The sequence below is a fragment of the Microbacterium sp. NPDC056003 genome, assembly GCF_042274785.1.
In the GTDB taxonomy this organism is placed as follows: Bacteria; Actinomycetota; Actinomycetes; order Actinomycetales; family Microbacteriaceae; genus Microbacterium.
In genome coordinates this window covers 1163114-1189907 of sequence record NZ_JBHJXQ010000001.1, presented here as the reverse complement: position 1 = coordinate 1189907, position 26794 = coordinate 1163114, and the positions used below count along the sequence as shown (strand labels likewise).

Here is a 26794-nt window from a genome sequence, read left to right as displayed (position 1 = left end):
CCTCACGGTTTCCATGCGGACACGGCGGGTCGATGGTGCTAGGCGCGCGCCAGGTCGTCCTCGAGCGCGACCCACGCGAGCATCGCGCACTTGACGCGCGCGACATACTTCGAGACGCCCGACAGTGCGGCGGCGTCGAGGTAGACGTCCTCGTCGAGCTCGATGGTGCCGCGCGAGCGGAGCGCCTCGCGGAAGCCGTCGATGAGAGCGGATGCCTCGGCCCGCGGCATCCCTTCCGCCAACTCCGCCAGCATCGACGCCGACGCCTGCGAGATGGAGCAGCCGGCGCCCTCCCACGTGACGTCGCGGATGCTCTCGCCGTCGTCGCTGAGCCGCACGCGCACGGTGAGGTCGTCGCCGCACAGCGGGTTGTGCTGGTGGGATGTCGCGCTGCGACCCTCCTCGTCGGCGAGGCCGAACCCGACCTTGCGCCTGGAGTGGTCGAGGATGAGCTCCTGGTAGAGCGACTCGAGCCCGCTCATGCGCCCGCTCCGAAGAACCCGCGCACGCCGGCGACGGCTTCGAGCAGCTGGTCGACCTCATCGGCGGTGTTGTAGAGCGCGGCAGAGGCGCGCACGGAGGCGGTCAGGCCGAAGCGGCGGTGCAGAGGCTGCGCGCAGTGGTGCCCGACGCGCACCGCGATGCCGCGGTCGTCGAGGAACTGGCTCACGTCGTGCGCGTGCACGCCGTCGACGTCAAACGCCCAGAGGCCGACCCGCTCGACGCCCTCGGCGTCGCCCAGCAGGCGGATGCCCGGGATCCGGCGCAGGCCCTCGCCCATGCGGGCCTCGAGCGCGCGCTCGTGCGCGTGCACGGCGGGCATGCCGACGGCGTCGAGGTAGCGCACGGCGGCGGCGAGCCCGATCGCCTGCGACGCAGGCTGGGTGCCGGCCTCGAACCGCTGCGGCGGCGGCAGATACTCGGCCTCGTCGAGCGTGACGGTGGTGATCATCGACCCGCCGGTGAGGAACGGCGGCAGGTCGTCGAGCACGTCGGCGCGGCCGTAGAGACCGCCGATCGCGTAGGGGCCGAGCATCTTGTGGCCCGAGAAGACGGCGAGGTCGACCCCGAGCGCCGGCAGGTCGAGCGGCAGATGCGGGGCGGACTGGCAGGCGTCGAGCACGGTCAGCGCGCCGACCGCCTGCGCCAGGGCGACGAGTTCGGCGACCGGGTTGACGATGCCCAGCACGTTCGAGACATGGGGGAAGGCGACGACGCGCGATCGGTTCGAGATGACGGATGCCGCGGCATCCAGATCGATCGTCCCGTCCTCTCGCACCGGGATGTGCCGCAGCACGGCGCCCGTGCGCGCGGCGAGCTCCTGCCACGGGATGAGGTTCGCGTGGTGCTCGCTCTCGGTGACGACGAGGTCGTCGCCTGGACGCAGGGCGAAGCGAGCGCTGCCGGGGGCACCACGCCCCGCGGTCGCGTTCCCGAGGGAGTACGCGACGAGGTTGAGGCCCGCCGTCGCCCCGTTGGTCCAGACCAGCTGTTCGGGAGGCGCTCCGACGAAGCCGGCGACAGTCGCCCGGGCGTCCTCGAACAGCTCGGTCGCCTCGGCGGCGAGCGTGTGGGCGCCGCGGTGGACGCCCGCGTTCGTCCGGGTCAGGAACTCGACCTCGGCGTCGATGACCGCCTGCGGCTTCTGGCTCGTCGCCGCCGAGTCGAGGTAGACGAGGGGTGCGCCGCCGACCCGTTCCGAAAGGAGCGGGAAGTCGGCGCGGATGGCCGCGAGGTCGAGCACGGCAGAAGATGACACCCATCCAGGCTACGCGGGTCGGCGCCGCGGCGGGTGGGGTCGAGGGTCACCCCGGCGGGATCTGCACGCCGGCGGACTCGGGATGCTCGACGCCCTGCGCGGGCGGCCCCGCCGGACGGGTCGCGCGGCGTCCGTGCGTGCGCACCGCGGGGTACGGCGCAGGGCGGCCGGCCCGCTCGTCGCCGGGAAGCGGCCGCGACCGGCGCCCGTAGATGAGCTCGGACGAGTCGAGCAGCCACGGCACGAGCGTGATCGAGACGCCGTGCACGAGCATGAGCGCCTGGGCGATGCGCCGCGACCGCCGATTGTGCAGCAGCGACTCCCACCAGTGGCCCACGATGTACTGCGGCAGGTAGACGGTGACCACCGACGAACCGAACTTCTCGCGGTACTGCTTGATGAAGCGGGCGACGGGGGTGGCGTACGAGCGGTACGGCGACTCGATGATCACGAGTTCCACGGGAACGCGATGCTCGACCCACTGGCGCTGGAGCTCGGCGGCATCCTCCTCGCTGACGGCGACGTGCACCGCGATGGTCCTGTCGTGATCGGCGGCGAGGGCGTAGTCGACGGCCTTGAGCACGGGCTTCTGCAACCGGTTCACGAGGATGATCGCGAGGTCGCCGTCGGCGCCGAACCGGGTCGTGTCGTCCGCACGGATCTCCTGCTCGACGTCGCGGTAGTAGCGGTTCACCCCGATCATCAGCACCGAGAGCACCGGGATCGCGATGAAGACGAGCCATGCGCCGTGCGTGAACTTCGTGATCGTCACGATCAGCAGGACCGAGATCGTCATCGCCGCTCCGAGGGCGTTGATCGCGAGTCCGCTGTAGGCCGAACGGCGTTCACGGCGAGCGGATGCCGCGGCCGCGGCATCCGTCGACGATCCGGTCAGCTCGCGCAGCGCCCGCCTCCAGTGGCGCACCATGCCGATCTGGCCGATCGAGAACGAGACGAACACGCCGATGATGTAGAGCTGGATCAGCGTCGTGAGATTCGCACGGTAGATGATCAGCACCGCTATCGCGGCGATGCCCAGGAGGATCATGCCGTTCGAGTACACGAGGCGGTCGCCGCGGGTGTTGAGCGCCTTCGGCGCGAAGCCGTCGCGGGCGAGCACGGCGCCGAGCAGCGGGAAGCCGTTGAACGCGGTGTTGGCCGCCAGCAGCAGCACGCACGCCGTCGCGGCCTGGATCACGTAGAAGGGGATCGATCCCATCCCGAAGGTGGCGGCCGCGACCTGCGCCATGAGGCTGGGCTGCGGCTGCGTCGCGCAGTCGAAGCCGATCAGATGACAGGGATTCTCGGCGTAGTGCACTCCCGAGACCAGGGCGAGAGCGGTGAGCCCGGAGAACAGCAGGATCGCGATGCCGCCCATGAAGGTCAGCGTCATCTGGGCGTTGCGGATCTTCGGCTTGCGGAACGCGGGCACGCCGTTGGAGACGGCCTCGACGCCCGTGAGTGCGGAGCATCCGCTCGAGAACGCGCGCAGGACGAGGAGGATCACCGCTGCCTGCGTCAGCTGCTCGGCCTGGACGCCGTACTCAGCGCTCGATGCGACCGGCGGATCACCCATCAGGGTGCGGGTGAGGCCGACGACGATCATGACCGCCACCGACCCGACGAACACGTACGTGGGGATCGCGAACGCGAAGGACGCCTCCCGCACGCCGCGCAGGTTCACGATGATGATCAGGATGACGAAGCCCACCGCGAGCTCGATGCGTCCCGGGTCGAGTTCGGGGATCGCCGAGATGATGTTGTCCACGCCGGAGGCCACGGACACCGCGACGGTGAGCACGTAGTCGACCAGGAGTGCGGCAGCGACCACCACCCCCGGCACCTCGCCGAGGTTCTTCCGGGCGACCTCGTAGTCGCCGCCTCCCGACGGGTACGCCTTGATGAGCTGCCGGTAGCTCGCGACGACCACGACGAGGAGCACCACGACCGCGGCGGCGACCCACGGCGAGAACGCGAGGAACGCGGTGCCGCCGATGAGCAGGATCATCAGCAGCTCCTGCGGGGCGTATGCCACCGAGCTCAGCGCGTCCGAGGCGAAGATCGGCAGGGCGCGCCGCTTGGGCAGCAGCTGCTCGTCCAGGGTCTCGGAGGTGAGCGGGTCGCCCAGGATCAGGCGCTTGGCGAGCGGCGGTCCGTCGCCCGGCTCTCGGGGTTCGCTTGTCACGGCAGGCGACACTACGCTCGCAGCACCGGGGCGAGCGGCATCCTCACGGAATCCATGCGCACCGCGGGCGGTGGGGCGGTCGCAGGCGCTCTGGGATGATCGGAGGCGTGGACGATCGGGTGATGCTCGGTGCCTTCGCGATCGCTCTCGGCGTGGTCGCGGGAGTGGTGCTCTTCGTGCCGTTCGTCGCGATCAGCTACCGCCGCCGCGGGGGACTGGGCCTCGGCCGCTTCGCGCTGTGGGCTTCGGCGCTCGTGTACCTCATGGCGATCTGGACGTATACGCTCCTGCCGCTCCCCGACCCCGACGTGCTGACCTGTGCGGGCGTGAACCTCGAGCTCTTCGCCTTCGTCGGCGAGCTCCGCGATGCCGGACTGCGGCCGGGAACCCTCCTGTCGGATCCGAACGCTCTTCAGCTGCTTCTCAACGTGCTGCTGTTCATCCCGCTGGGCTTCTTCCTGCGCGTGCTGGGCGGCCGGGGCATCGTGGTCGCGGCGCTCACCGGCCTCGGGCTCTCGGCCGTCATCGAGTTCACGCAGCTGACCGGCGTGTGGGGCCTGTACCCGTGCGCGTACCGGGTGTTCGACGTCGACGACCTGCTGACCAACACGCTCGGCGCGGTGGTGGGCTCTGTCCTCTCCCTCGCCGTGCCGCGCGCGTACCGAGGGATGGCCCGTGCTGCCGACGCCGACCGGCCGCGGCCCGTCACGCGCTCCCGCCGGCTGCTCGCGATGGCGTGCGACCTCGTGGGGTCATGGCTCGTCGCGCTCACGACCGGGGTGCTCTTCCAGCTCGCCCTCTACGCGCTGGGCGCGCGCGACGAGGTGCGCACCGGCGGCGCGGCGGCGGTCGTGTCGTCCGTCGTCACGATCATCGTCTGGCTCACCGTCGTGCTGACGACGGGACGCACGGTGGGCGATCTGGCGGTGCGGCTGCGGTTCCAGGGCGGCCCGCTGCCGGTCTGGCTCGCCCGCGTGCTCCGCTTCGCCGGCGGGATCGGCGGGTTCCTCGTCCTCTTCGCGCTGCCCGGAGCCTGGGACTTCGTGGGCTGGCTCTTCGCCCTCGGCTCGCTGATCCTCGTGTTCACCACGCCGGACGGACGCGGGCTGCCCGGTCTCGCGTCGGGGCAGTACGTCGCCGACGCACGGGAGCCGCTCGACCCCGACGAGCCGAGGCGCCCGCGTTCCGCCCGCTGGCGATGACGGAGAGCGGATGCCCGCGCCGCGGCATCCGCTGATCACTCAGCCGAGCGCGTCTCCAGGAACTCGCGCGCCGCGACGACCAGGCTCGCGACGCCGTTGTCGAGCGTCGGCTGCAGCACCGGTGCGAAGAACGGAGAGTGATTGGTGGGGATGTCGCGCTCGACCGAGTCCGCGGCGACGGCGGCGGCATACACGTCGGGGTCGACCCCGCCCCAGAACCAGAAGACCAGGGGCGCGCCGGACTCACGGGCGAACCACGACACGTCCTCGCTGCCGGTGAACATGCCGGGGTCGATCACGGTGCCCTCGCCGAACGCGGCGTCGAACGCGGTCCGCAGGCGCGCGGTGGCGTCGACGTCGTTGATCGTCGGCGGGAGCGAGTGGTCGATCGTGATCACGGGCGGCTCTTCGGCCCCGGAGGCCTGCGCCTCGGCGCGCACGACCCGCTCGACCTTCTCGAGCACACGCGTGCGGGCGTCGTCGTCGGGGTAGCGCAGGCTGAGTTCGAGCTTCGCCTCGGCCGGGATGATGTTGTTCTTGAGCCCGGCGTGGATGGATCCGACCGTGACGACGGCGACGTCGCGCGGGTCGACCTCGCGCGAGACGATCGTCTGCAGTCGCATGACCGTGGCGGCGGCCATGACGACGGGGTCGATGGTCGAGTGCGGTCGGGAGCCGTGCCCACCGCGGCCGAGCAGCTTCACGACGAGCCCATCGGAGGCGGCCATCTGGGTGCCGCTGCGCACGCCGATCGTGCCGGCGGGGAGCGGGGTGACGTGCTGGCCGAGCACGATGTCGGGCTTCGGGAAGCGGTCGAGCACGCCGTCGGCGATCATCGCCTGCGACCCGGCGCCGTACTCCTCGGCGGGCTGGAAGACGGCGACGATCGTGCCGCTCCACTCGTCCTTCGTCGCCACGAGCCGCTCGAGCGCACCCAGCATGGCCGAGACGTGCATGTCGTGGCCGCACGCGTGCATGACCGGCACGTCGGTGCCCGACGGATCGGTGCCGCGCGCGGTGCTCGCGTACTCGAGGCCGGTCTGCTCGGGAACGGGCAGGGCGTCCATATCGGCGCGCAGCCACACGACCGGGCCGTCGCCGTTGCGGATGACGCCGGCGACACCGGTCTTGCCGATGCCCTCCTCGAACTCGATGCCGAGATCGGCGAGATGCCGCGTGATGACCCCTGCCGTGCGCGTCTCCTGGAACGACAGTTCGGGATGCCGGTGCAGGTCGGTGTACAGGGCCTCGAGGTCGATCGTCATGCGGTCGAGCCTATCCGGCGGTCCTCGACCGGACCTCCCGGGTGCCAGGGTGCCAGGGTGCCTGGGTGCCTGGGTGCCTGGGTGCCTGGGTGCCTGGGGGCCAGGGTGCCTGGGTGCCTGGGTGCCTGGGTGCCTGGGTGCCTCACCTGTCACGATGTGCCGCTTCGGACGGCCTTTCGTGACAGGTGAGCGAGTGGATCGGTGGCCCACGATCGCTCGCCTGTCACGATGTGCCGCTTCGGGTGGCGTTTCGTGACAGGTGAGCGAGGGGTCGGGTGAGCGAGGGGCGGGTGAGCGAGGGGGCCGGTTGAGCGAGGGGGCCGGATGAGCGAGGGTTCGGGTGAGCGAGGGGTCGGGTGAGCGAGGGGTCGGGTGAGCGACGGGGCCGGATGAGCGCGGGGACGGGTGAGCGGGGGGTGGATCAGCCGGGCAGGCGGGCGGTCGAGCCCCGCACGATCAGCTCGTACGGCAGCTCGCCCGGCTGGTGGACGGGCGGCGTCGTGTACTTCGCCTCCAGCTCGGCGAGGATCGCGTCGGCCGCGCGCTCGCCCTGGCCCTTCGGGAACTGGTCGACGGTGGTGAGGCGGAAGAACTCCCCGAGCTCGTGGCCGTCGATGCCGACGACGGAGAGGTCCTCGGGCACGCGGTAGCCGAGCTCGCGCGCGGCGAGCAGGGCTCCGATCGCCATCTCGTCCGAGGCGGCGAAGATCGCCGTCGGACGCCCGCCCGGCTTGCCCAGCAGCTGCTTTGCGGCGCGGAATCCGCCCTCGATCGTGAAGTCGGCCGGCTCGAAGAGCGACGGCTTGACCTCGATGCCGGCGTCCGCCAGGGCCTGCTCGAAGCCCTGTCGACGGTGCGTCGGGATGTGGAAGTCGATGTCGAACTCGGGACTCGCGCCGATGTGGGCGATCTCGCGGTGCCCGAGAGCGAGCAGGTGCTCCGTCGCCAGCCGGGCGACCGCCACGTCGTCGACCGTCAGGGTCGTCAGCCGCGGGTTGGGGCCGCCGATCGCGATGACGGGCAGGTCGAGGGCGAGCAGCTGCTGCGACTCCTCGTCACCGATCTCGATCGAGATCGCGATGACGCCGTCGACGCGCTGGCGACGAAGGAACGTGTCGAAGACGTCCCGCCGCTCGGCGCGATCCGCGGTCAGGCTGTAGAGCGTGATGTCGTAGCCCCGGCGCATGAGCGCCGACGCGATGCCGCTCAGCACCGTCGAGAAGAACCAGCGGTCGAGGAACGGGACCAGCACGCCGATGTTGCGCGTCCGGCCGGAGGCGAGGCTCGACGCCGACGCAGAGACGACGTATCCGAGGCTCTTGGCAGCCGCCTCCACGCGGGCTTTGGTCGAATCCGAGACGTGGCCGCGGCCGCTCAGCGCGCGCGAGACGGTCGCCGTCGAGACGCCGGCCTGCCGGGCCACCTCGTCGATGCTGACCACGTCGTCACCTCTCCCCGCGGATCGGGACGGCGTCCCCCGCGCTCATCGTCCGGCGCGGTGCCGGACGCACTCAGTCGTCGGCGAGCCACACCGTCGTATCGGCCGGAAGCTCGTTCCCCAGGACCGGTCCGCTCGATGCGATCACGATACCGGTCGGCATCGGCACCGGCGTGGCGCCGGTGTTGCCGACGACGGTCACGCTTCCGTTGCGGAAGGCCACGACGTCGGTTCCCAGGCCTTCGACCCACTCGAGCGTGCCCGCACCGAGGCCGCGTGCGCGGCGAGCGGCGATGAGCGAACGGTAGAGCGAAAGCGTCGAATCGGCGTCGTCGACCTGGACGTCGCGGGCGAGCGTCGCCCACTCCGCAGGCTGCGGCAGCCAGGAGTCGCCCGTCGGGCTGAACCCGTAGGCCGGGGCATCCGACGTCCACGGAATCGGCACGCGGCAGCCGTCCCGACCGTAGCGCTCGCCGTCGGTGCGGAACCATGTCGGGTCCTGACGGGCGTCGCCGGGGATGTCGATGACCTCGGGCAGGCCGAGCTCCTCGCCCTGGTAGAGGTATGCCGAGCCGGGCAGGCCGAGCATCAGGGTGGTCGCGGCGCGAGCACGGCGGAGGCCGACCTCGGGAACCGGCTTGCCGGGGGAGTCCGGGCCGATGCCGTGGCCCTGCGGGTTCTCGGCGGTCAGCGCGAGACGCGAGGCGTGGCGCACGACGTCGTGGTTCGAGAGCACCCAGGTGCTGGGGGCGCCGACCGCGGCGTAGGCCGCGATGGACTCGGCGATCACCGAGCGGAGGGCCGGTGCGGCCCACGCGGTCTCGAGGTAGGCGAAGTTGAACGCCTGGTGCATCTCGTCGGGGCGCACCCACAGCGCGGTCTGCTCGGGAGTGGGCAGCCACGCCTCGGCGCACAGCGCGCGGTCGCCGTCGTACTCGGCGAGAAGCGTGTGCCAGTCGCGGTACACCTCGTGCACGCCGTCCTGACCCCAGTACGGCACGTTCGCCTCTTCGCCGCCCATCGAGCCGGCCTCGGGGTCGGGCGTGTAGTCGGGCAGACCGTCGGCCTTGACCAGGCCGTGGGCGACGTCGACGCGGAAGCCGTCGACGCCGCGGTCGAGCCAGAACCGCAGGATGCGGCGGAACTCCTCGCGCACCTCTTCATTCGACCAGTCGAAGTCGGGCTGCGACGAGTCGAAGAGGTGCAGGTACCACTGACCGGGAGTGCCGTCGGCCTCGACGACGCGGGTCCACGCCGGGCCGCCGAAGACGGACTCCCAGTTGTTCGGGGGCAGCTCGCCCTCGACGCCCTTGCCGTCGCGGAACATGTAGCGCGCACGCTCGGGACTGCCGGGGGCGGCGGCCAGAGCCTGCTGGAACCACTCGTGCTGGTCGGAGGAGTGGTTGGGGACGAGATCGACGATCAGACGGATGCCGCGCGCATGCGCCCCCTCGAGCATGTCGTCGAAGTCGCCCAGCGTGCCGAACAGCGGGTCGACGTCGCAGTAGTCGGAGACGTCGTATCCGGCGTCCTTCTGCGGGGAGCGCTGGAAAGGGCTCAGCCAGATGGCGTCGACACCGAGATCGCGCAGATCGTCGAGACGCGAGGTGATGCCGGGGAGGTCGCCGATGCCGTCGCCCGAGCTGTCGGAGAATGAGCGCGGGTAGATCTGGTAGATGACGGCGGTGCGCCACCACTCGCTGCCGGTGGTGTCGATCGGCGCGTCGGCGCGCTCGGCGGTCTGCGAAGAAGTCATCCCGACAGGATACTGCAAGCGCTTACATTCCCCGTGCGGACTGGCCGCATTCATAGCAGCGCACCAGGTGAGCGGTATCTCGAGCGGTATCGTGAGGCGGTGAACGAAGCCCTGTCCCGTGCCGAGTCGCTCATCCGCACGATCCCCGACTACCCCGAAGCGGGGGTGCTCTTCCGCGACATCACGCCGCTCCTGGCGGACGCCTCGGCGCTCCGCACCGTGATCCACGCGCTCGTCGAGCCGTTCGCGGGTGAGTTCGACGTCGTCGCCGGAGTCGAGGCGCGCGGCTTCCTGCTCGCGGGCGCGGTGGCGATGGACGCGGGCGCGGGCCTGGTGCCGATCCGCAAGGCGGGCAAGCTGCCCCGGCCCGCGGCATCCGTCGACTACGCCCTCGAGTACGGGACGGCGACGATCGAGGCGCACGACGACATCCGCGATGGCATGCGCGTGCTGCTCGTCGACGACGTGCTCGCCACCGGCGGCACCCTGGTCGCGGCGCACGCGCTGGTCGAGCGTCTTGGCGGCACCGTGGTGGGCACGTCCGTGCTGATGGAGCTCGAGGCCCTCGGCGGCCGCGCCCTCGTCGGCGACGTGCACGCCGTCTTCACCGCCTGACCCGGGGCCCGCCGGCGCGCTCGACCGAAGCCCCGGTCGAACCGCCGGGAGATCTCGCTCCCACGCCGCCGTGCGGGGGCGGCAGGATGCCGACAGCCCCACCGTTCGTCCCGACCGTTCGACCGCGCGCGGCGCTACTCTGTGGCCAGCTCGCCGAAGGAGTCGTCATGGTCGGTCACCGTCGCGTATCCGTGCTCATCCTCGCCGTCGCGGGACTGGCCACGCTGAACGGGTGCGCGCCCGCTCCGTCCAGCGCGGAGGGCGGGTTCGGGCTCCCGCGGCTGCCGGCCGCCGAGGCCGAGGGCATCGCGACGGACGCGGAACGGCTCGAGGGCGCCCTGCAGGTGGGGCCGAATGGATGCTTCCTCTTCGCCGTACCCGGTGACTCCGCCGCCGCCGCGCACGGCACGTGGATCGTGTGGCCCGAGACCGCCGAGCAGGACGGTGCTGCGGTGGTGCTCGCGGACGGCACACGACTCGGCGACGGCGACCCGCTCACGGGCGCGGGTGAGGTGGTCGGACTCGAGGAGCTCCCTGACGGGATGAGCGACAGCTCGTACTTCGGATCGTTCGGGCGCTTCTGCGGCGCGGACGAACGTCGTGTGCTCGTGCTGACGAGCGTGACAACCGGCTGACTCGCCTCCGGAAGGCGCTCGAGTCATCCCTTCGCGGCTCGCCTGCGGGAGCGCTACCCGCCGAGCACGACGTTGCGCGGCTCCTCGCCGGCCAGCATCCGATCGATCTGCGAACGCACGAGCCGGGCGATGCGCGGGCCCATCGCCGAGGACGCACCGCCGACGTGCGGCGTGATCAGCACGCCGGGAAGCGACCAGAGCGGATGCCCCGGCGGCAGCGGCTCGGGATCCACGACGTCGATCGCCGCGCGCACCCGGCCCCGGCGCACATGGTCGACGAGCGCGTCGGTGTCGACGAGCGACCCGCGCCCCACGTTCACGACGAGCGCACCGTCGGGCAGAGCGGCGAGGAAGGCATCGTCCACCATGCCTCGCGTCGCGTCGCCGCCGGGCAGGGTGAGGATAACGATCTCGGCCGCGCCGAGGAGGCTCGGCAGGTCGTCGACGCCGTGCACCGGCATCCCGTCCTCTTCACGTGCTCTGCTGGCGACCAACGTCAGCCGCACCTCGAACGGTGCCAGCCGCGCGGCGACCGCCTTGCCGACGCCGCCGTAGCCCAGCAGCAGCACGCGCCGGTCGGCGAGGCTCTGCGTGAAGGCGGGCTGCCAGCGTCCGGCGGCGGTGTCGACGGCGAACCGGTCGAGGTGGCGCTGTGCTGCGATCGCGAGTCCCACCGCGAGCTCGGCCGTCGACGTCTCGTGCACCGTGGCCGCATTGGCGAACGTCAGACCGCGCGGGAGCACCTCGTCGACGCCTTCGTAGCCGATCGACTGGCTCTGCACGAGACGCGTGGGCACGCCTTCGAGGCGCGCGAGCACCTTCGCCATCTCCATGTACGGCGGCACGACGATGTCGAAGCGCGCGCGCGGCGCGGGCCCGTCCATGGGCCATACGACCAGGTCGACATCGGCGGGCAGCGCGCCCAGGTCGGCGGCCAGCTTCTCGGTCGGAACGCTCACGGTAAGAGTCACGCCTCCACGGTATCGGCGTGCTGGGGCGACGGCGCGGGCGTGCGGCGCTACGCTCGCGTCGAGCGGCGGCGATGCGGCCGGCCGCGGTACGGAGGAGGCGACGATGGTTCCCGAGATCAACTACTGGGCTGTGCTGGTGGCGACGCTGTCGACCATGCTCGTCGGTTCGATCTGGTACGCGCCGAAGGTCTTCGGCACGCGCTGGGCGAAGCTGGCGAACGTCGACATGAACCGCGACCAGACGGCGCTGCAGGCGTGGATGCCGATCATCGTGACGGTCTTCGTGAGCTTCGTGTCGGCGTGGGTGCTTGCCGGCGCGACCGCCATCTCGTGGCACTTCTACGGCAGCGGGTTCCTGCTGGCGGCGCTCGGCACCGCGGTGATCCTGTGGGCGGGCTTCACTGCGGCGCGCTTCATCACGCACGACCAGTTCGAGGGGCGGCCGACGTCGCTGACCGTCATGAACATCGCCCACGAGCTCGTCACGTTCGTGGTCATGGCCATCATCATCGGCGTGTGGCCGCCGGCCGGCACCGTCTGAGCGCCCGGCGGGCGCGAGCACAACGCCGCGCCCGCCCCCGCCCTGTGCCTGCGAGACGTCGCGCCTGCGGTGAGACGACGTGCGGGGGACGTCGTTTCGTCGCGCCTGCGATGTCTCGCGGAGAGGCGAGGCGAGGAGCGGATGCCGTGGCCTCGGGCGCCGGGAAACGCCGGCGCGAGCACAGCACCGCGCCGCCCGCGCCCTGTGCCTGCGAGACGTCGCGCCTGCGGTGAGACGACGTGCGGGGGACGTCGTTTCGTCGCGCCTGCGATGTCTCGCGGGGAATGGAGGATGCGGCGCGTCAGGCGGCTGCGCCGACCACGGCGGCGAGCGCCGAGGTGAAGAACGGCAGGCCGTCGACGCCCGAGCGCATGGCGGCGGAGGTGTCGGGGCCGAAACCGGCCTCGACGGCGTGCTCGGGGTGGGGCATGAGGCCCACCACATTGCCGCGCTCGTTGGTGAGGCCGGCGATGTCGCGCAGGGAGCCGTTGGGGTTGACGCCGACGTAGCGGAACGCGACGAGCCCCTCGCCCTCGAGGCGGTCGAGCTCGGACTCCGAGGCGATGTAGCCGCCGTCGGCGTTCTTGAGCGGGATGACGATCTCCTGGCCGGTGGCGAAGTCGCTCGTCCAGGCGGTGTCGTTGTTCTCGACCCGGAGCTTCTGGTCGCGGCGGATGAACTGCTGGTGCGCGTTGCGGATCAGGCCGCCGGGCAGCAGGTGCGCCTCGACGAGCATCTGGAAGCCGTTGCAGATGCCGAGCACGGGCATGCCCTTGGCCGCGGCATCCTTGACCTCCGACATGATCGGCGCGAGCGCCGCGATCGCTCCGGCGCGCAGGTAGTCGCCGTAGCTGAATCCGCCGGGGAGCACGAGCGCGTCGACGCCCTCGAGGTCGTGCGAGCCGTGCCACAGGGCGACCGCCTCGCCGCCGGCGAGTTCGATCGCGCGCCGGGCGTCGCGGTCGTCGAGCGAGCCGGGGAAAGTGATGACACCGATGCGGGCGGTCACTCGACCACCTCGACGCCCACCACATCCTCGATCACGGAGTTGGAGAGGATCTCGTCGGCGACCTGACGCGCGGTGGCGAGCACGTCGTCGGTGACCTCGCCCTCGACGGTGAGCTCGAACCGCTTGCCGATGCGCACCGAGGTGAACGCGTCTTGGCCCAGACGCGCGAGTGCGCCGGAGACGGCCTTCCCCTGCGGGTCGAGCAGCTCGGCCTTGGGCATGACGTCGACGACGATGGTGGGCATACGAGAGCTCCAGGAGTCGCGGGAAGGGGTCCTGCCCAGTCTACGGGCCGAGGCATCCGCTCGTCTCCCGGGGTCGTGGATGTGTCGTGATGCAACCGTGACACGTTCGTGGGAGCGCTCCCTTGACATCCGTGGGAGCGATCCCATACGGTGATCCTCAGTCCGGTGGGAACGCTCCCATGGCACCGCGGTCCGGAACCCGTCCCGAGCCGCTCACACCCTGCAACACATTTCGACCCTGACAACACAAAGGAGTGACAGTGAACTCACGCGCCTTCCGTCGAAGCGCCGTGGCAGTTGCCGCCTTCTCGGCCTCGGCCATCGTCCTCGCCGGCTGCGCCGGCGGCGGCGGCAGCCAGCCGTCCGCGGATTCCGACGAGCCCATCACGCTCACGATCGCCACGTTCAACGATTTCGGCTACACCGACGAGCTCCTCCAGGAGTACATGGACGAGAACCCGAACGTGACGATCGTCCACAACCGTGCCGCCGAGTCTGGCGACGCGCGCGCGAACTACTTCCAGAAGCTGGGCAAGGAAGGCCTCGCCGACATCGAGGCCGTCGAGATCGACTGGTTCGCTGAGGCGATGCAGTACTCCGACCTGCTCGCCGAGGCTCCCGACAGCGTCAAGGGCCGCTGGCTCGACTGGAAGGAAGCCGCCGCCACCGACGGCGACGGACGTCTCGTCGGCTTCGGCACCGACATCGGCCCGCAGGGCATCTGCTACCGCGCCGACCTGTTCGAGGCCGCCGGCCTGCCCAGCGACCGCGAGGGCGTCGCCGAGCTGTTCAACGGCGACTGGGAGAACTTCCTCGACGTCGCCGACCAGTACAAGGAAGCCACCGGCAAGCCGATGATCGACTCGGCGAACTCGGTGCTCCAGGGCATCGTCAACCAGATCGAGTACACGTACACCGAGCCCGACGGCACGGTCATCGCCACCGACAACCCCGAGATCCAGGCCGCCTACGAGCTCGTCACCGAGCGCGCGGTCCCGAACTCGGCGTACGCCGGCCAGTGGTCCGACGACTGGTTCGCCTCGATGGCCAACGGCGAGTTCGCGACGATGCTCTGCCCGGGCTGGATGCTCGGCGTCATCTCGGGCAACGCTCCCGACGTCACCGGCTGGGACATCGCCGATGTCTTCCCGAACGGCGGCGGCAACTGGGGCGGCTCGTACCTGACCGTTCCTGCCAACGGCGCCAACGTCGACGCAGCGCTCGCGCTCGCCGACTGGCTCACCGCCCCCGAGCAGCAGGTCAAGGCGTTCACCAACGCGGGCACCTTCCCCAGCCAGCTCGAGGCGTACGAGGACCCGACCCTCACCGACGCGACGAACGAGTACTTCAACGACGCTCCGACCGGTCAGATCCTCAGCGCCCGCGCCGAGGCCGTCACGGTCGCTCCCTTCAAGGACGCGAGCTACTTCAAGTACCACGACGCGCTCCAGAACGCGGTCACGCGCGTCTTCGACGGTGTCGAGGACGAGCAGACCTCGTGGGACACCTGGGTCGCCGAGGTCGAGGCCTTCTGATAGGCGTCGTCTAGCCACCACGGCCGCTCGCCCGGCCGTGGCCTGAACGAGGGAGGAGTGTGCGCGGGTCTCACCCGGCCCGCGTGCACTCCTCCTGCACCGCCCCGCCTCTTCCCCGAACAACGAATCGGAGCCTCCGGTGACCTCGACCGCAACCCGCCCCACGGCATCCGGGCCGGCCGACCGGCCGACTCCCGTACGCCAGCCGCGCGTGATCTCCTTCTCCCACCGCCTCAGCCGCTGGGACCTCAAGCTCTCGCCGTACCTCTACATCTCGCCGTTCTTCATCGTCTTCGCGATCGTCGGCCTGTTCCCGATCGCCTACACCGCGGTGATCTCGTTCCAGAACTGGGACCTGGTGCGCAACTCCGGCGAGTTCGTCGGGTTCGACCAGTACATCTGGATCCTGCAGAACCCGCAGTTCTGGACGGCGCTGCGCAACACCTTCAGCATCTTCCTGCTGTCGACGGTGCCGCAGCTCATCCTCGCGATCTTCATCGCCGCGATGCTCGACCGCAACATCCGCGCCAAGACGTTCTGGCGCATGGGCGTGCTGCTGCCCTACGTGATGGCGCCGGTCGCCGTCGCCCTCATCTTCAGCAACATGTTCGGCGACAACCACGGCCTGGTGAACAACATCCTCACCGACCTCGGGCTGCAGCCGATCCCGTGGCACAAGGACCCGTTCTGGAGTCACATCGCCATCGCCACGATGGTCAACTTCCGGTGGACCGGCTACAACGCGCTGATCCTCCTCGCCGCGATGCAGGCCATCCCGCGCGACTATTACGAAGCGGCGACGGTCGACGGCGCCGGCGCGTTCCGCCAGTTCATCTCGATCACGGTGCCCTCGCTGCGTCCGACGCTGATCTTCGTGATCATCACGTCGACGATCGGCGGTCTGCAGATCTTCGATGAGCCGCGCATGTACGACAACACCGGTGAAGGCGGGGCGGCGCAGCAGTGGCTGACGATCACCCTGTTCCTCTACAACATCGGCTGGCGGGAGTGGAACTTCGGGCGGGCGGCGGCGCTCGCGTGGATCCTGTTCCTCATCATCCTCGTGATCGGCCTCATCAACCTCGTCGTCACCCGAAGGCTCGTCCGAGACGAGGGCGGCCGCGGCGTCGTGTCACCGCGCAAGAAGGGATTCCGCCGATGAGCATCAGCACTCCTCCGCCGCTCGCGACCATCGAAGAGGGCATCCCGCGCGAAGCCGCGCGTCGTCGCAACAACCGCACGACCAAGATCCGCGGCTATCGGCCGGGGTTCTGGGTCTACGCCGGCCTCGGCATCGTGATCCTGTCGGCGGTGTTCCCCTACTACTGGTCGTTCCTGATCGGCTCGGGCGACTCGTCGACGATCAACGACCCGAACATGTCGTGGATCCCCGGCGGCAACTTCGTCGCCAACGCGATGTCGGTGATGAACGACCCGGCCGTGAACTTCTGGCCGGCGCTGTGGAACTCGATCTACAGCTCGACCCTCATCGCCGCCGCCGTCGTCATCACCTCGACGCTCGCGGGCTGGGCGTTCGCGAAGCTGCGCTTCCGCGGCAGCAAGGCCCTTCTCGTCTTCGTCGTCGCGACGATGGCCGTGCCCATGCAGCTGGGCGTCGTGCCGCTCTACATCCTGTTCGCCGACCTCGGCTGGACCGGCCAGATCGGCGCGATCATCATCCCCGCGCTCACCAGCGCGTTCGGCGTGTTCTGGATGACGCAGTACCTGCAGCAGTCCGTGCCCGACGAGCTGATCGAGGCGGCGCGCGTCGACGGAGCATCCATGATCCGCACCTTCTGGGTGATCGGCGTCACGGCGGCGCGACCGGCTGCGGCGATGCTGTTCCTGTTCACCTTCGTGGGCGCCTGGAACAACTTCTTCTGGCCGTTCATCGTGCTCGACCGGCAGAACCCGACGCTGCCCGTGGCGCTGTCGCTGCTCCAGTCGAACTACTTCGTCGACTATTCGGTCGTCCTCGCCGGGGTGCTGCTGTCGACCATCCCGCTGCTGATCCTCTTCGCCTTCGCGGGCAAGCAGCTCGTCAGCGGCATCATGGCCGGCGCCGTCAAGGGCTGACCGGCAGCATCCCGCCGCTCTTCGAACCACTTCAGAAAGGACGCCGTCCGCATGACCGCGACCACTGCGCGAGCCTTCCCGTCGAACTTCCTCTTCGGCGCGGCCACCGCCGCCTTCCAGATCGAGGGGGCCGCCCTCGAGGACGGCCGCCGCGCCTCCATCTGGGACGCCTTCTGCCGCGTGCCGGGAGCCGTCATCAACGCCGACAACGGCGACGTCGCGTGCGACCACTACCACCGCTACGCCGACGACGTCGCGCTGATGAAGTCGATGGGCCTGCAGACGTACCGCTTCTCGACGTCGTGGTCGCGCGTGCGGCCCGACGGCGGCGCGCTCAACCCGCAGGGCGTCGACTTCTACAAGCGGCTGGTCGATGAGCTGCTGGATGCCGACATCCTGCCCTGGCTGACCCTGTACCACTGGGACCTGCCCCAGGCCCTGCAGGAGAAGGGCGGCTGGGCCGACCGCGACACCGCCGACAGGTTCACCGAGTACGCACTCGACATGCACGACGCGCTCGGCGACCGCGTGAACGTCTGGACGACGCTCAACGAGCCGTGGTGCTCGTCGTTCCTGAGCTACACGGCCGGTCTCCACGCGCCGGGTCACTACAGCGTCGAGGAGGGCGTGCTGGCCGCGCACCACCTGCTGCTCGGCCACGGTCAGACCGTGCGCGAGCTGCGGGCGCGCGATGCGTCGCTCAACCTCGGCCTCACGCTGAACCTGACGGTCGCCGACCCGGTCGACGAGAACGACCCCGCCGACCTCGACGCCGCGCGCCGAATCGACGGCCAGTTCAACCGCTGGTTCCTCGACCCGGTGTTCCGCGGTGCGTACCCGGCCGATGTGGTGGAAGACATCAGGAGGGTGGATGCCGCGGCCATCGCCGCATGGGAGTCCGCGGTGCGCCCGGGCGACCTCGAGGCCATCTCGACGCCCATCGACACGCTCGGCGTGAACTACTACCACGGCGAGTTCGTCGGCGGACACGCGCCCGCGGTGGCGCCGATCGGCGGCGACGCGCCGACCGACCGGCCCGGCGCTTCGCCCTTCCCGTCGCACGAGGGCATCTTCTGGCACGAGCGCGGCCTGCCGCGCACGCCGATGCACTGGGAGGTGCAGCCCGAGGGCCTCACGCGCCTGCTCGGCCGGGTGTGGGACGAGTACGCCCAGCCGGCCGGCACGGTGCTCTTCGTCACCGAGAACGGCGCCGCCTACGACGACGAGCGCGTCGTCGAGGACGGCGAGGTGCGGGTGCACGACGCCGATCGCGCCGACTTCGTCCGCGCGCATCTGGGTGCGATCCTCGACGCGGTGGAAGCCGGGGTCGATGTACGGGGATACTTCTACTGGTCGCTCCTCGACAACTTCGAGTGGGCGTGGGGGTACGAGAAGCGGTTCGGCATCGTCCGGGTCGACTACGACACCCAGCTGCGCACGGTGAAGGACAGCGGTCGCGAGTACAGCCGCATCATCGCCGCGCGTCAGCTGGAGCGAGAGACGGCGACCGTCGGGTCGTAGCATCCCGAAAGGAAAGGCAGACGGCATGACGACGGACGCGATGCGCGGATCGGTGACGATCGAGGAGGTCGCCGCGGCTGCGGGTGTCTCCCGATCGACGGTCTCGCGGGTCGTGAACGGCTCGACCGCCGTGAGCCCCGAGGCGCTCGAGGCGGTCAAGCGCGCGATCTCGGACCTCAACTACGTGCCCAACCGCGCCGCCCGCTCGCTCGCGAGCCGGCAGACGCACGCGATCGCGCTCGTCGTACCCGAAGACACCACGCGCTTCTTCGGCGACCCCTTCTTCGCGGCGATCGTGTCGGGCATCAACGCGCGGCTGAGCCGGTCGGACTACGTCCTCAACCTGTTCATCGCTAACGACGACCCGGGCGACAAGACCACGAGCTACGTCCGCAGCGGCGCGGTCGACGGCGCGATCATCGTGTCGCACCACACGAGCGACAGCTTCATCGACCGCATCGCCTCGGCCGTGCCGGTCGTCTACGGCGGTCGGCCCGTGCGCGAGCGCGAGCGCGACTACTACGTCGACGTCGACAACGTCCGCGGCGGACACGACGCGACGACCTACCTGATCGAGCGCGGGCACCGGAACATCGCCACGATCACCGGACCTCTGACGATGCCCGCGGGTGTCGACCGCCTGCAGGGCTACCGCGACGCGCTGCGGGCATGGGATCTGCCCGAGGGCGAGGTCGTCGACGGCAACTTCACCGCCGACGGGGGTGCCGACGCGATGCGGACGATCCTCGCCGCCGGCGAGCGTCCCGACGCGATCTTCATCGCAAGCGACCTCATGGCCCGCGGCGCCCTCACGGTGCTGGCCTCGGCCGGACTGCGCGTGCCGGAGGACATCGCGATCATGGGCTTCGACGACTCGCCGGTCGCCACGTCGGTGACGCCGCAGCTGACGACCATGCGCCAGCCGTCGTTCGCACAGGGCGAGCGCATGGCGACGGTGCTGCTCGACCTGCTCGCCGGCCGCCACCCGCGGCACGTGACGATCCTCGAGACGGAGCTCGTCGTCCGCGACTCCGTCTGAGCCCGAGGATCCCCGCGCACGCGCACGCGCTCGCGCGCCCTCGACCCGCGGCGGTGGGAACCGCGTCAGCCGCGGCCAGGTGCTGTCGCGACGAGAAGGTTCGCCCAGGGGTCGTCGAACGACAGGTCGCGGCCGTCGTCGCGCACCTGGAATCCGTGGTGCCGCAGCCGCTCGGACAGCTCGCCCACCGCGTCGGCGTCGGGCAGCGCGAGGTCCACGCGTCCGAGGCCGAGCGCGGGCATGCGGGGGCCGGCTCCGCGCGAGTTCCACACGTTCATCGCCATGTGATGGTGGTAGCCGCCGGCGCTCACGAACAGCGCCTGGTCGCCCAGCGTCGCGGTCGCGTCGAACCCGAGCGCGTCGATGTAGAAGGAGCGGGCGGTCGCGACATCCCCCACCGAGAGATGCACGTGACCGACGGATGCCGCATCCCCGGCCGTCGCGCCGAGTGCGGCCTCCTCGGTGAGGTGCTGGCCGAGGAAGCCGTTCGGGTCGAGATAGAGGGTCGCCATCTCGACCTGCCCGTGCGTCCACGACCATTCCGTGCGCGCACGATCCCAGTACAGCTCGATGCCGTTGCCCTCGGGGTCGGTGAAGTAGAACGCCTGGCTGACGAGGTGGTCGGCCGATCCCGTGAACGTTCCGGGCGCATGGCGCGCGACCGAGTACAGCGCAGCAGCCAGGGCGGTCTGCGTCTCGAAGAGGATCGCCGTGTGGAAGAGCCCCGCCGACCCGGGTGTCGCCTGCCGCAGCGACGGCTCGTGCCGGAGGATCACGATCGGGCGCCCGGCGCGGCCCAGCGTGACGGTGTCGCCCTCGGCGGCGAGGACCTGCAGCGTCACGACGTCGCGGTAGTACGCCGTCATCGCGTCGAGGTCGCCGACGAGCAGCGTCACGGCGCCCATCGACGTGTCGGCGGCGAGCCGGTCGCCGTGGTCTGCGGGAAGGTCAGTCATGTGTACCTACAACTATCTTCCGACGCCGGCTATTCCCGGAGCGACCGCCTCAGCGCTCCGGAGCGTTCTCGGGGTCGCCACCCAGCGGGCCGACCGCCGGGATCGGGCCGCCGTCGTCGGCCCCGGTCCGGCGCCAGCGCGCGATCGCGTTGCCGAGGTGGTAGATCAGCAGGGCGGCGGCGGCGCCGATCACGATCGCGCCGAGCTGGAACTCGCCCCACTGCATCGTGAAGCCCGCGATCGCGATGACGAGGGAGACGGCGCCGGTGTACTGATTGACCGGCCGCGAGAAGTCCACGCGGTTGTCGACCCAGATCTTGATGCCGATGATGCCGATGAGTCCGTAGAGCGCCGTCGTCACGCCGCCGAGCACGCCCGCCGGCACCGAGGCGATGACGGCGCCGATCTTCGGCGACAGCGCGAGCAGCACGGCGACGATGCCCGCGACCCAGTAGGCGGCCGTCGAGTACACGCGGGTCGCGGCCATGACGCCGATGTTCTCGCCGTACGTCGTGGTTCCCGAGCCGCCGAAGAAGCCGGCGAGCGTGGTCGCGGCCCCGTCGGCGATGAGTGCACGGCCGGTGTGCTGGTTGACCGAGGCATCCGTCATCGTCGCCACCCCGCGCACGTGCCCCACGTTCTCGGCGATCAGCACGAGCACCACGGGCAGGAACATCGCGATGACGCTCCACGTGCCCGGCGCGGCGAAGTCGGCGAGGTGGAACTCGGGCAGCCCGAACCAGGCCGCCTCGTCGGCGGCGGAGAAGTCGACCTCGCCGAAGAGCAGGGCGACGACGTAGCCCACGATCACGCCGAGGAAGATCGAGATGCGGCCGAGGAAGCCGCGGAACAGCACGCTGAACAGGATCACCGCGACGAGGGTGATGGATGCCGTCACCGGCTGCTGCTCGAAGTTGTCCCACGCGACCGGGGCGAGGTTGAACCCGATCAGTGCGACGATCGCGCCGGCGACCACCGGCGGCATGAGCTTGTCGATCCAGCCCATGCCCGCGAACTGCACGACGAAGCCCACCGCCGCGAGGAGGACGCCGACGGCGACGATGCCCGCGAGGGCGGAGCCCATGCCCTGCGACGCGGTCGCCGCAGTCACCGGCGCGATGAACGCGAACGACGAGCCCAGGTAGCTGGGGAGCTTGTTGCGGGTGACGACGAGGAAGAGAAGGGTGCCGATGCCCGAGAAGAAGAGGGTCGTCGAGACGGGGAAGCCCGTGATCACCGGAACGAGGAACGTGGCGCCGAACATCGCCACGACGTGCTGCGCGCCGATCGCCACGGTCGCCGGCCAATTCAGCCGCTCGCCGGGCTTGACCACCTGGCCGGGTTCGACGGTCCGGCCGTTGCCGTGAAGGGTCCACAGAGGCATGCGCGCTCCTTGCGCTCGAGGATGATGCGTCCCTCACCCTAGCGACGGTGCGGGCCGGCGGAGTTCCGGGGTCAGGCGGCGGTGAGGCGCTCGAGCAGTTCGCGGTAGCGGGCCGTGGTGCGCTCGATCACGTCGGCGGGGAGGGCCGGCGGCTCGCCCTCGCGCGGCGGCGGCCAGTTCGCGGCCAGCCAGTCGCGGACGATCTGCTTGTCGAAGCTCGCCATGCGCTCCTCGGGGGTCGTGCCCGACGCCCAGGCCGCGGCATCCCAGTACCGAGACGAATCGCTCGTGAGCACCTCGTCGGCGAGGGTCATCACGCCGTCGTCGTCGATGCCGAACTCGAACTTCGTGTCGGCGAGGATCACACCGTGCTGCTCGGCGGTGCGCGCAGCCCGCGTGTAGATCTCGAGCGACAGGTCGCGCAGCTCGGCGGCGCGCTCTGCGCCCACCAGCTCGACCGTGCGCTCGTACGTGATGTTCTCGTCGTGCTCGCCCATCGGGGCCTTCCACGCCGGGGTGTAGATCGGCTCGGGGAGCCGATCGCCGTTCCGCAGCCCCGCCGGCAGGACGATGCCGCACACCGTGCCGTTCTCGCGGTACTCGGCCCAGCCCGAGCCGGTGAGGTAGCCGCGCACGACGCATTCGATCGGCTGCATGTCGAGGCTCTTCACGACCATGGCGCGGCCGGTGACGGCATCCGGGATCAACGACTGCAGATCATCGGCGGTGTTCGCCTCGCCGTCCGCGCCGAGGGTCAGCACGTGCGACGACGCGAGATGGTTCGGGATGCCGCGGCCGCCGTCCGCGCCCGCCAGCTGGTCGAACCACCACAGGCTGAGCGTGGTCAGCAGCACGCCCTTGTCGGGGATGCCGGGCGACAGCACGTGGTCGAACGCGCTCACGCGGTCGCTCGCGACGACGAGCATGCGCTCGGCCGTGGCGGCGTCGGACGCGTCGGCGGGGACGTACAGGTCGCGGACCTTGCCGGAGTACACATGCCGCCAGCCGGGCAGTTCGAGGGGGCTCGTCACCTGCCCATTATCCCGGGCCGCGCCCGCCGCCGAGCGCCGCCTACGGGCGGGGCGTCGCGCGCGGAGTTCCGCGGACCGACCCGGGTGGGCGCCGAGGAGGCGTAGAGTCCCCCCGGACTCTACGACACGGAGCGATATGAAGGATGCGATGACCGAACAGACGACTCGGGCCGCGGCATCCGCTCGCCCGTCCCAGGCTCCCCGCAGTCCGTGGCCCGCGCTGTGGGCACTGGTCATCGGGTTCTTCATGATCCTCATCGACACGACGATCGTGTCGGTGGCGAACCCCGCCATCAAGGCGGCGCTCGACCCCGAGACGAACAACCTCGACAACGTGGTGTGGGTGACGTCGGCGTACCTCCTGGCGTACGCGGTGCCGCTGCTCATCACGGGTCGCCTGGGCGACCGGTTCGGACCGAAGAACATCTACCTCATCGGGCTCGCGGTGTTCACCCTCGCCTCGCTCGCGTGCGGTCTGTCGCCGACCCTCGGCGCGCTGATCGCGTTCCGCGCCGTGCAGGGCCTCGGCGCGGCGATGATGACGCCGCAGACGATGGCGGTCATCACCCGCACCTTCCCGCCGAATCAGCGCGGGGCGGCGATGGGCCTGTGGGGCGCCACCTCGGGCGTCGCGATGCTCGTCGGCCCGCTCGCCGGCGGTCTGCTCGTCGACGGCCTCGGCTGGGAGTGGATCTTCTTCATCAACATCCCGGTCGGGATCGTGGGCTTCGTCCTCGCCTGGATCCTCGTGCCGAAGCTCGAGACGCACCCGCACAAGTTCGACCTCGTTGGCGTCGTGCTGAGTGCGGTCGCCCTGTTCCTCATCGTGTTCGGCCTGCAGGAGGGCGAGACCTACGACTGGGGCGTGATCTGGGGCCCGATCACGGTGTGGGGGCTGATCCTCGCCGGCGCCGTCGTGCTCGCGCTGTTCATCTGGCAGCAGGCGAAGACGAAGAGCGAGGCGCTCGTGCCGCTGGAGCTGTTCCGCGACCGCAACTTCTCGGTGGCGAACCTCGGCATCGCGACCGTCGGCTTCACCGTGACGAGCATGTCGCTGCCGCTGATGTTCTTCATCCAGCTCGGTCGCGGGCTCACTCCGACCGAGGCGGCACTGCTGCTCGTGCCGATGGCCGTCGCGGCCGGCGTGCTCTCCCCGATCGCCGGTCGCTGGCTCGACCGCACCGACCCGCGCGTCCTGCTCGTCCCCGGACTGCTGCTCGTCACGGGGTCGCTCGTCCTCTACTCGTTCCTGATGAACCTCGACACCCCGATCTGGATGTTCCTCATCCCGTCGTTCATCATGGGCGTCGGCAATGCCGGCATGTGGGGTCCGCTCGCGACGACCGCGACGCGCAACCTCGCGCCGCGCCAGGCCGGCGCCGGAGCGGGCATCTACAACACCATGCGCACGATCGGCTCGGTGCTCGGCTCGGCATCGATCGCCGTGTTCATGCAGGCTCGCCTCGAGGCGAACCTCCCGGGTGCCTCCGAAGCGCCGGCGGGTTTCGGCGACGGCGCGCTCCCTCCGCAGATCGCCGAGCCGTTCTCGACAGCGATGGCGCAGGCGATCCTGCTGCCGGCGGCTGTGCTGCTGATCGGCGTGGTCGCGGTGCTGTTCCTTCGTCGCCCGTCGCCGACGCCGACCGCCGAGTGGCAGGCCGCCGAGGAGGCCGTGTAGGACGCGCATGGGTGCGTTCCAGCCGCGCCGAACTGCGCTGCGGGCGGCGGAAGGCCGCGAGACGGCGCGGTCGAGCCGTCAGTCCTCGACGACGCGGGCCGCGATGTCCGTGCGATGCTGCCCGCCCTCGAGCTCGATGGCGGCGACCGACCGGTAGACGCGGTCGCGCGCCTCGGTGAACGTCGTTCCCAGTCCGACCACGTTCAGCACGCGCCCGCCGGTCGCGACGAGTCCGCCCTCGGTCTCGGCCGTGGCCGCGTGAGCGAGATGCACGCCCTCGACGGCGGCCGCGGCATCCAATCCGCTCAACGGCCGGCCGGTCACGGGTGACTGCGGATATCCCTCGCTCGCCAGGACCACGGTCACGGCGACCGCGTCGGCGAAGGCGGGCCGGGGGCGGCTCTCGAGATTGCCGGATGCTGCGGCCAGCAGCAGCTCGGACAGCGGGTCGACGAGCCGGGGCAGCACGACCTGCGTCTCGGGGTCGCCGAAGCGCGCGTTGAACTCGATGACCTTGACACCGGCATCGGTGAGGATGAGCCCGGCGTAGAGGAGGCCGATGAACGGCGTGCCCTCGGCGTCGAGCCGGCGGATGACCGGCTCGGCCACCTCGCGCGTGACGAGATCGACGAACTCGTCCTCGCCGCCGAAGCGCTCCGACAGCCACGGCAGCGGCGAGTACGCGCCCATGCCTCCGGTGTTGGGGCCGGCGTCGGAGTCGAGCAGGCGCTTGTAGTCCTGCGCGGGGCTGAGCGGAAGCACGTGGTCGCCGTCGCTCAGGAAGAACAGCGACACCTCGGGCCCGGAGAGGAACTCCTCAACGAGCACCGGGCCGGAAGGAAGGTAAGCGTCGGCGTGTGCGATCGCCGCGGCGCGGTCTTCGGTGACGATGACGCCCTTGCCCGCAGCCAGGCCGTCGGCCTTCACCACATAGGGGGATCCGAGGTCGTCGAGCGCTGCCTCGAGTTCGACGCGGTTCGCGGCCCGCAGCGCGCGGCCGGTGGGGACGCCCGCGGCATCCATGATGCGCTTGGCGAACGCCTTGGAGCCCTCGAGCTGAGCCGCGGCTCTGCCGGGGCCGAACACCGGGATGCCGCGCTCGCGCAGGGCGTCGGCGACGCCGGCGACCAGCGGAGCCTCAGGCCCGATCACCACGAGGTCGACGGCGTTCCCGTTCGCGAAGACCGTGACGGCGGCGGGGTCGTCGGCGTCGAGCGCCACGACCTCGGCGTCCTGCGCGATGCCGGCGTTGCCCGGAGCCGCGAAGATCTCGTGCTCCGTGTCTTCCGAGCGCAGGGCGAGGATGATGGCGTGCTCGCGCGCGCCCGAGCCGAGTACGAGGATCTTCACCCGACCAGCCTACCGAGCGCTTCGCACCGCGTTCCGGCTGGCCGGAGTCAGGCGACACGCCGCCGGCACCGACCCGGGGAGCGGCGCCAACGGCGTGTTTCCTGACGGTGGCACGGATGCGGGCGGCGACGCGGGAACCGGACGCGGCGGCGTGGCCGCCCCTACCCGCCTCCGCGCGGCGTAGCGTTGACTCATGCCGCGAAGGATCACGACCGACGAGGGACGCACCGCCCTCGAAGCCGTGCATGCGGCGGGTGAGGCATCCCTCCCCTCCCGCACCGACCTCGCGACCGCCGTCCGCTACCTGCTGCAGCTGCTGGCGGAGAAGGCCCCGGGCAACTCGGTTGAGGTTCGCGTACCGCCGTTCGGTGCGGTGCAGGTCGTCGACGGCCCGCGCCACACCCGCGGGACGCCGCCGAACGTCGTCGAGACCGATCCCGCGACGTGGATCGCCCTCGCAACCGGACAAGAGCTGTGGACGGATGCCGCCGCCCAGGGCCGCATCCTCGCATCCGGCACGCGCGCCGACATCTCCGACCTGCTCCCGTTGCGCCCCTGACCGCGGCCCCCGCCGCTCGACGGCCGGGTCGGTGCCGCCGCTCG

24 protein-coding genes are annotated in these 26794 nt (G+C 70.7%); 11 read left to right on the top strand and 13 right to left on the bottom strand.

Features of this window, described 5'->3' with window-relative positions:
• Window positions 1–38: 38 nt before the first annotated feature.
• From sufU to ACFC1W_RS05440, 3 genes are read right to left on the bottom strand one after another with little or no spacing between them, the layout of a single operon-like run.
• On the bottom strand, window positions 39–482 hold the full coding sequence (sufU, locus tag ACFC1W_RS05450; protein ID WP_375989560.1) for a Fe-S cluster assembly sulfur transfer protein SufU: 444 nt from the start codon (window positions 480–482) through the stop codon (window positions 39–41).
• Window positions 479–1759: a SufS family cysteine desulfurase gene (locus ACFC1W_RS05445; RefSeq protein WP_375989557.1), complete on the bottom strand. Its 1281-nt coding sequence runs from the start codon at window positions 1757–1759 to the stop codon at window positions 479–481. The genes sufU and ACFC1W_RS05445 overlap by 4 nt, the downstream gene beginning before the upstream one ends.
• Window positions 1760–1805: 46 nt before the next feature.
• Window positions 1806–3944, bottom strand: coding sequence for an APC family permease (locus ACFC1W_RS05440; protein ID WP_375989554.1), 2139 nt, complete (start codon window positions 3942–3944; stop codon window positions 1806–1808).
• A 107-nt stretch (window positions 3945–4051) separates the two neighbouring features.
• On the opposite strand from ACFC1W_RS05440, the gene ACFC1W_RS05435 reads away from it, so the two are divergent.
• Window positions 4052–5146, top strand: coding sequence for a VanZ family protein (locus ACFC1W_RS05435; protein ID WP_375989551.1), 1095 nt, complete (start codon window positions 4052–4054; stop codon window positions 5144–5146).
• Between the two features lie 35 nt (window positions 5147–5181).
• On the opposite strand, the gene ACFC1W_RS05430 is transcribed toward ACFC1W_RS05435, so the two are convergent.
• The 3 genes from ACFC1W_RS05430 to ACFC1W_RS05420 all read right to left on the bottom strand — a co-directional run bounded on the left by ACFC1W_RS05430 (window position 5182) and on the right by ACFC1W_RS05420 (window position 9605).
• Window positions 5182–6411, bottom strand: coding sequence for an amidohydrolase (locus ACFC1W_RS05430; protein ID WP_375989549.1), 1230 nt, complete (start codon window positions 6409–6411; stop codon window positions 5182–5184).
• Window positions 6412–6832: 421 nt separating this feature from the next.
• Window positions 6833–7852: a LacI family DNA-binding transcriptional regulator gene (locus tag ACFC1W_RS05425; RefSeq protein WP_375989546.1), complete on the bottom strand. Its 1020-nt coding sequence runs from the start codon at window positions 7850–7852 to the stop codon at window positions 6833–6835.
• A gap of 70 nt (window positions 7853–7922) precedes the next feature.
• The gene (locus ACFC1W_RS05420; RefSeq protein ID WP_375989543.1) at window positions 7923–9605 is read right to left on the bottom strand and encodes a glycoside hydrolase family 13 protein; all 1683 of its coding nucleotides are present in this window, start codon (window positions 9603–9605) and stop codon (window positions 7923–7925) included.
• 99 nt (window positions 9606–9704) lie between these two features.
• Between ACFC1W_RS05420 and ACFC1W_RS05415 the strand changes: the two genes are divergently transcribed.
• Entirely contained in the window at window positions 9705–10220 is a 516-nt protein-coding gene (locus ACFC1W_RS05415) for an adenine phosphoribosyltransferase (RefSeq protein WP_375989540.1), read from the top strand.
• Window positions 10221–10387: 167 nt separating this feature from the next.
• On the top strand, window positions 10388–10855 hold the full coding sequence (locus ACFC1W_RS05410; protein WP_375989537.1) for a hypothetical protein: 468 nt from the start codon (window positions 10388–10390) through the stop codon (window positions 10853–10855).
• 53 nt (window positions 10856–10908) lie between these two features.
• Here ACFC1W_RS05410 and ACFC1W_RS05405 read toward each other — a convergent pair whose 3' ends face one another.
• Window positions 10909–11826, bottom strand: coding sequence for a 2-hydroxyacid dehydrogenase (locus ACFC1W_RS05405; protein ID WP_375989534.1), 918 nt, complete (start codon window positions 11824–11826; stop codon window positions 10909–10911).
• A gap of 103 nt (window positions 11827–11929) precedes the next feature.
• On the opposite strand from ACFC1W_RS05405, the gene ACFC1W_RS05400 reads away from it, so the two are divergent.
• A complete protein-coding gene (locus ACFC1W_RS05400; RefSeq protein WP_241111670.1) occupies window positions 11930–12367 on the top strand; it encodes a DUF1761 domain-containing protein in 438 nt (145 codons plus the stop codon).
• Between the two features lie 301 nt (window positions 12368–12668).
• Here ACFC1W_RS05400 and purQ read toward each other — a convergent pair whose 3' ends face one another.
• Window positions 12669–13376 carry a phosphoribosylformylglycinamidine synthase subunit PurQ gene (gene purQ / locus ACFC1W_RS05395; RefSeq protein ID WP_375989531.1) on the bottom strand — a complete coding sequence of 236 codons (708 nt, stop codon included), beginning with the start codon at window positions 13374–13376 and terminating at the stop codon, window positions 12669–12671.
• On the bottom strand, window positions 13373–13621 hold the full coding sequence (gene purS, locus ACFC1W_RS05390) for a phosphoribosylformylglycinamidine synthase subunit PurS (protein ID WP_375989528.1): 249 nt from the start codon (window positions 13619–13621) through the stop codon (window positions 13373–13375). Before purS ends, purQ begins: the two co-directional genes overlap by 4 nt.
• A 260-nt stretch (window positions 13622–13881) precedes the next feature.
• Here purS and ACFC1W_RS05385 point away from each other — a divergent pair, with 260 nt between their 5' ends.
• From ACFC1W_RS05385 to ACFC1W_RS05365, 5 genes are all read left to right on the top strand, one after another.
• Window positions 13882–15156: an ABC transporter substrate-binding protein gene (locus ACFC1W_RS05385; RefSeq protein ID WP_241111673.1), complete on the top strand. Its 1275-nt coding sequence runs from the start codon at window positions 13882–13884 to the stop codon at window positions 15154–15156.
• 139 nt (window positions 15157–15295) lie between these two features.
• Complete coding sequence (locus tag ACFC1W_RS05380; protein WP_375989525.1) at window positions 15296–16318, top strand: carbohydrate ABC transporter permease; 1023 nt, start codon at window positions 15296–15298, stop codon at window positions 16316–16318.
• The gene (locus tag ACFC1W_RS05375) at window positions 16315–17232 is read left to right on the top strand and encodes a carbohydrate ABC transporter permease (RefSeq protein ID WP_375989522.1); all 918 of its coding nucleotides are present in this window, start codon (window positions 16315–16317) and stop codon (window positions 17230–17232) included. The genes ACFC1W_RS05380 and ACFC1W_RS05375 overlap by 4 nt, the downstream gene beginning before the upstream one ends.
• A 51-nt stretch (window positions 17233–17283) precedes the next feature.
• Window positions 17284–18753 (top strand): glycoside hydrolase family 1 protein, encoded by a 1470-nt coding sequence (locus ACFC1W_RS05370; protein ID WP_375989519.1) that lies wholly within the window; start codon window positions 17284–17286, stop codon window positions 18751–18753.
• Between the two features lie 25 nt (window positions 18754–18778).
• On the top strand, window positions 18779–19792 hold the full coding sequence (locus tag ACFC1W_RS05365) for a LacI family DNA-binding transcriptional regulator (protein ID WP_375989517.1): 1014 nt from the start codon (window positions 18779–18781) through the stop codon (window positions 19790–19792).
• 65 nt (window positions 19793–19857) lie between these two features.
• On the opposite strand, the gene ACFC1W_RS05360 is transcribed toward ACFC1W_RS05365, so the two are convergent.
• The 3 genes from ACFC1W_RS05360 to ACFC1W_RS05350 form a co-directional block, all read right to left on the bottom strand.
• Window positions 19858–20748: a VOC family protein gene (locus ACFC1W_RS05360; protein ID WP_375989515.1), complete on the bottom strand. Its 891-nt coding sequence runs from the start codon at window positions 20746–20748 to the stop codon at window positions 19858–19860.
• 49 nt (window positions 20749–20797) lie between these two features.
• The gene (locus ACFC1W_RS05355) at window positions 20798–22132 is read right to left on the bottom strand and encodes a uracil-xanthine permease family protein (RefSeq protein WP_375989513.1); all 1335 of its coding nucleotides are present in this window, start codon (window positions 22130–22132) and stop codon (window positions 20798–20800) included.
• Between the two features lie 71 nt (window positions 22133–22203).
• Complete coding sequence (locus ACFC1W_RS05350) at window positions 22204–23163, bottom strand: phosphoribosylaminoimidazolesuccinocarboxamide synthase (protein WP_375989511.1); 960 nt, start codon at window positions 23161–23163, stop codon at window positions 22204–22206.
• A gap of 148 nt (window positions 23164–23311) precedes the next feature.
• On the opposite strand from ACFC1W_RS05350, the gene ACFC1W_RS05345 reads away from it, so the two are divergent.
• Window positions 23312–24841 (top strand): DHA2 family efflux MFS transporter permease subunit, encoded by a 1530-nt coding sequence (locus ACFC1W_RS05345; RefSeq protein WP_375989509.1) that lies wholly within the window; start codon window positions 23312–23314, stop codon window positions 24839–24841.
• Between the two features lie 78 nt (window positions 24842–24919).
• On the opposite strand, the gene purD is transcribed toward ACFC1W_RS05345, so the two are convergent.
• The gene (gene purD, locus ACFC1W_RS05340) at window positions 24920–26191 is read right to left on the bottom strand and encodes a phosphoribosylamine--glycine ligase (RefSeq protein WP_375989507.1); all 1272 of its coding nucleotides are present in this window, start codon (window positions 26189–26191) and stop codon (window positions 24920–24922) included.
• A 193-nt stretch (window positions 26192–26384) separates the two neighbouring features.
• On the opposite strand from purD, the gene ACFC1W_RS05335 reads away from it, so the two are divergent.
• Window positions 26385–26750 carry a sterol carrier family protein gene (locus ACFC1W_RS05335; protein WP_375989504.1) on the top strand — a complete coding sequence of 122 codons (366 nt, stop codon included), beginning with the start codon at window positions 26385–26387 and terminating at the stop codon, window positions 26748–26750.
• Window positions 26751–26794: the final 44 nt, after the last annotated feature.

Coding starts and splice junctions, on each gene's coding strand:
- sufU (WP_375989560.1), bottom strand. CDS start 482: ATGAGCGGGCTCGAGTCGCTCTACCAGGAGCTCATCCTCGACCACTCC.
- ACFC1W_RS05430 (WP_375989549.1), bottom strand. CDS start 6,411: ATGACGATCGACCTCGAGGCCCTGTACACCGACCTGCACCGGCATCCC.
- ACFC1W_RS05420 (WP_375989543.1), bottom strand. CDS start 9,605: ATGACTTCTTCGCAGACCGCCGAGCGCGCCGACGCGCCGATCGACACC.
- ACFC1W_RS05410 (WP_375989537.1), top strand. CDS start 10,388: ATGGTCGGTCACCGTCGCGTATCCGTGCTCATCCTCGCCGTCGCGGGA.
- ACFC1W_RS05400 (WP_241111670.1), top strand. CDS start 11,930: ATGGTTCCCGAGATCAACTACTGGGCTGTGCTGGTGGCGACGCTGTCG.
- purS (WP_375989528.1), bottom strand. CDS start 13,621: ATGCCCACCATCGTCGTCGACGTCATGCCCAAGGCCGAGCTGCTCGAC.
- ACFC1W_RS05375 (WP_375989522.1), top strand. CDS start 16,315: ATGAGCATCAGCACTCCTCCGCCGCTCGCGACCATCGAAGAGGGCATC.
- ACFC1W_RS05370 (WP_375989519.1), top strand. CDS start 17,284: ATGACCGCGACCACTGCGCGAGCCTTCCCGTCGAACTTCCTCTTCGGC.
- ACFC1W_RS05365 (WP_375989517.1), top strand. CDS start 18,779: ATGACGACGGACGCGATGCGCGGATCGGTGACGATCGAGGAGGTCGCC.
- ACFC1W_RS05360 (WP_375989515.1), bottom strand. CDS start 20,748: ATGACTGACCTTCCCGCAGACCACGGCGACCGGCTCGCCGCCGACACG.
- ACFC1W_RS05355 (WP_375989513.1), bottom strand. CDS start 22,132: ATGCCTCTGTGGACCCTTCACGGCAACGGCCGGACCGTCGAACCCGGC.
- ACFC1W_RS05345 (WP_375989509.1), top strand. CDS start 23,312: ATGACCGAACAGACGACTCGGGCCGCGGCATCCGCTCGCCCGTCCCAG.
- ACFC1W_RS05335 (WP_375989504.1), top strand. CDS start 26,385: ATGCCGCGAAGGATCACGACCGACGAGGGACGCACCGCCCTCGAAGCC.